Genomic DNA, 4053 nt, shown 5'->3' with positions numbered 1-4053 from the left:
TGAGATTTGGGCAGGCTCCTGAGAGACCAGAAAAGGGGACATCCAGAGATCAGTCTCGTAGGGTCCGCTGGTACCCCTGCGGACCATTTTCCGTCGGAACGCGAATCGGTCCGCAGGCGTACCAGCGGACCCTACCCGGCTCGACCGACAGAAATTATACCGCCGGCCCGGTCCGGTGCATCGGCTGGTTATGCGACATACGCCGCGTCGTCGGGCGAGTCGCGGACGTCTCGAAACCGCTCGCGAACGCGCGCGAGCAACCGCTCGTCTTGCGTGATCACAGCGTACTCGGAGCTGTCGATCGCGCGGACGACCAGCCACGGGCGCGTCTCGCCAAGACCATACGCTTCGAAGTCTCCGTCGATGACCTGCAGGGGACGGAAAAGGGGACATCCACCTTTGTTTTGCTCCTCCCCATGTCGTCACGGTAGCATCGCCCGTTATGCCTCGCAACGCACGGCGATGTCCCGGTGGGTTGGTGTATCACGTGCTCAACCGGGGGAACGATCGCAAGGCGATCTTTCGCAAGCAGGGGGACGCGCGGGCGTTCGTCGATTTGCTGGCCGAGGCCAAGCGGCGCGTGCCGACGGTGCGGCTGCTGGCGTGGTGCCTGATGAGCAACCACTGGCACCTCGTGCTCTGGCCGACCGCCGATGACGACGTGTCGACGTTCATGGCCTGGCTGAGCAACGCGCACGTGCGACGCTATCGCCAGCACTACCACACGACCGGCGACGGCCACCTCTATCAGGGGCGCTTCAAGAGCTTCCCGGTGCGCCAGCACGACGTCGACGTGCTGGCGGTCATCCGCTACGTCGAGGCCAACCCGCTGCGCGCCGGGCTGGTGGCGCGGGCCGAGGATTGGCCGTGGTCGAGCCTGCACGAGTGGCACCGCGGGGCGGTGGGCATCGCCGACGCGTGGCCCGTCGATCGGCCGACGGATTGGCTGGCGATCGTCAACGCCCCTCAGCCCGACGCCGACCTGACCGCCGTCCGCACGAGCGTCACCCGCGGCCGCCCGTTCGGCCCACCGGCGTGGGCCGAGTCGATCGCGACCGAATTGGGGCTGACCTTCACCCTGCGCGACCGTGGCCGCCCGCGAAAAGGGGACATCCAGAATATCCCGCCGAGCGACTCGCCCGTCGAACACACCTGACCCGGGATATTCTGGATGTCCCCTTTTCGCTCCCCTGGCGTGTTACGCTCATGCAACGGGGCGCTGCGTTCGTGCAATGCTCTGTTGCATATGGGTTACTCGGACGTAGGGGAGCGCGAGTCGCGGAAATTGGGCCGAGATCGCGGTTTGCTCTTGCGGCGGGTGTGGTCGGGAGGGGCAGGTGGGTGGGGTGGTGAGGGCCGGGCGGGAAACGCCGAATGTTATGGCGCCGGGACGTAAAAAAGGGTCGGCAAATCATCGTTCTACTTTAGGCCCCTATCTTCTCCCAAAGTCATTGCGTCCTTCTTAGCGGCTTCGAGATCGTCGTGCAGGAGTTTCGCGACAACGCGGCCGAGCGGCGTGGCTCGGTACATCATTGTCCCGTCAATGTGATGTCCAATGGTCCGAATGAGCTGCTTATCCAGCAGCCGCGAGACGGATAGCAATGACGGGACAGTATGTTGTTTGATGATCGCCGCTACCTCATTGGGCTGTTCCGTGAAATGCCGCAATAGACGATCGTCCTCGTCGGATAGACTGGCAAGGGCGGTTCGTACGCGAGCGTCGTGAAGGAAACTCGCCTCATCGAGCCGGCTCTGGAGTTGTTTCTGGAGGAAGTCTCTGGCCTTGTCGATGTCCGTGAAGTCGATTCGTTTGTGGGGGATCGTGCTGACGTCGAACAAGAACGGGTCATCATCGTCACGCACGAGCAGGACTTCGTGTGGCTGGCGGGTCGCGAGTGCGATGCCTACCTCATACATGACATTCCCGTTTCGGTATGGCTTGCCAGTTACCGCATCTCGACCGATGGTCGAGACGTCAGCTAAGACTAAGCACGAGTGGGCAATGGCGTCGCTAATCTCGGTCAATATCGACTCGCCCGAGTGGGCGGAATCGACACGCCGCGGACGCAATCGTTTGCCGTTCAACTGGAGCGCTTGGATGGCGGGGGCGATCACCTCTTCGTAGCGACGCGAGTACTGAGGGGCGAAGTTCATCGCGACAAATACTTCTGGGCGCACTTCGAGACGCCAAAAGACCTTCACGAACGTGTTTGGGTGCATTCAGATCACTCCTAGGCAGACAGCGGTTGGCAGATTCTATTGGTTTGCCCCGGTAGTTCCCATTCTAGATCACGTGCGTGTGGCAAGCCGCCAGTGCAAGTCTCGACTTATTGAAAATCCGAGGTCGCATACGCCCGTGGCTACCTCCATGGGACGCTCCGGCCCATGCATGGGATGCTCCGTCCCATGCATGGGCGGGCGGCAAGGTTTGTACGCAAACCTCATGGTCGTTCGGGCGCCTCGGAAAAGGTTTGGGGACGAACCTTGGCGCCCGCCGGGGGCCTGCGCGCGGTGGGTGGGCGTCCGTTATTAGGGGAGGGTCGCCCGGCTTTGGAAGGGGGACGCCCGTTTGTGAGAAATGGTCGCCCGGTTTCCGAATGGGGGCGTCCAACTTTGGATTGTGGACGCCCGTTTACGGGAAACGGACGCCCGTTTGTGAGAAACGGACGCCCGTTTGTGAGAAACGGTCGCCCGTTTTCGGAAGTTGGGCGTCCGTTTTTGGCTTGGTGGTGGTCCGGTAAGGGGACGAGGGGCGGGGGCGGGGCAGGACGGGGGTTTTTCTCGGACGGGGGGAAGGCGAGCGGAATTTTCGGTTGGTGGGGTTAAGCGGGATGGGGGTTCGCCCGATCTTTGGAGTGTGCGAGCGAGGCCCTCCGGGGCCGCGGTTGATAAGACCGCGGTGACGGGGTGGGTCGCGGATGCGGCTCTGGCGACTTGCACGGGCAGTTTCCTTTTTGGGAAGGACCATCACATGGGCATCGTGCCAAGCAAGCCACTCGATCGGGCTCTCTTTTATCAGGCGCACAACGGGCCGTTCGCCGATCACGCATCGGCGATCGGGATCAGCGCCGCCGAAGCGGCGGACCTGGCGGCGAAGGTGACGGCGGCCTTGGCGGCGATCGACGCGCAGAAGGTGGCGCAGGAAGCGGCTGAGGCGGCGACGCTCGACGTGCGCAACGCCGTGACGTCGATGAGCATTGCCGGCGCGGCGGTCATCAAGAAGATCCGCGCCAAGGCCGAGGCGGGCGGCGGCAACGCGGTTTACTCGCTGGCGAAGCTGCCCGTGCCGGGCACGCCGGCGCCGGTCGGCAAGCCCGGGCTCGTTGAGGGGCTGAAGGTTGAGTTGAATCCCGACGGCACGCTCGATCTGAAGTGGCGCGCCAAAAATCCGCCCGGGTGCAAGGGCGTGATCTACCAGCTGTACCGCAAGGTCGAATCGACCGGCGAGTTCACGTACCTCGGCGGCAGCGGGCAGCGGTCGTTCACGGACGCGACCGTGCCGGCGGGCGTGCCGAGCGTGACGTACAAGATTCAGGGCACGCGCTCGACGGCGGTCGGCAAGGTCGCCGAGTTCACGGTGAACTTCGGCGTCGGCAGCGGCAGCGGCGCGCGGACGATGAGCGTCAGCGCGGTCAACACCGGCACGCCGGCGAAGATCGCGGCGTGATTGGAGCGCGGCAGGCGAGAACGTGAAACGATGCGGGGCGCGGCTTGTGCGGCGCGCCCTGGCATTCGTTCGATACGCTTGCGTCAGGGTTCGTCGTTTGATGTCGTCCGTCGTTCAGCTGGTATCCGTCCACTTACCTCTCCACGCTTATGTTGATTCTACCTCAGGTCATTCCCGGGCCGCAGCGCAAGTGGCGCAAGCGGCCGATCGAGACGAAGCGAACGCCCACGCCACCGCCGCCTGCACCGTTGACGCTCGTGTCGGCGGTGTACGACGGCGAGGTGGACCTTGTGTTGACGTTGACGTTCAGCAGGGCGATCGACGTGGATGCGATCGATGGGGCGGCGATCATCGTGAACGATCCGGGGGCGATGTTGGACCAGCTG

At 63.8% G+C, this 4053-nt stretch carries 4 protein-coding genes; 3 read left to right on the top strand and 1 reads right to left on the bottom strand.

The window, feature by feature from the left end; all coding sequences use genetic code 11:
• Positions 1–442: 442 nt before the first annotated feature.
• Positions 443–1156 carry a transposase gene (locus VGN72_02835; GenBank protein HEV7298272.1) on the top strand — a complete coding sequence of 238 codons (714 nt, stop codon included), beginning with the start codon at positions 443–445 and terminating at the stop codon, positions 1154–1156.
• Positions 1157–1419: 263 nt separating this feature from the next.
• On the opposite strand, the gene VGN72_02830 is transcribed toward VGN72_02835, so the two are convergent.
• Positions 1420–2220, bottom strand: coding sequence for a hypothetical protein (locus tag VGN72_02830; protein ID HEV7298271.1), 801 nt, complete (start codon positions 2218–2220; stop codon positions 1420–1422).
• A gap of 751 nt (positions 2221–2971) precedes the next feature.
• Between VGN72_02830 and VGN72_02825 the strand changes: the two genes are divergently transcribed.
• Positions 2972–3667, top strand: coding sequence for a hypothetical protein (locus tag VGN72_02825; protein ID HEV7298270.1), 696 nt, complete (start codon positions 2972–2974; stop codon positions 3665–3667).
• Between the two features lie 149 nt (positions 3668–3816).
• Positions 3817–4053, top strand: a 237-nt coding sequence (locus VGN72_02820; GenBank protein HEV7298269.1) for a hypothetical protein, incomplete at its 3' end; no start/stop codon positions are given.

The sequence above is a fragment of the Tepidisphaeraceae bacterium genome (assembly GCA_035998445.1).
In the GTDB taxonomy this organism is placed as follows: Bacteria; Planctomycetota; Phycisphaerae; order Tepidisphaerales; family Tepidisphaeraceae; genus DASYHQ01.
The sequence above is the reverse complement of the archived record's forward strand: the minus strand, read 5'-3'. Positions and strand labels throughout refer to the sequence as shown.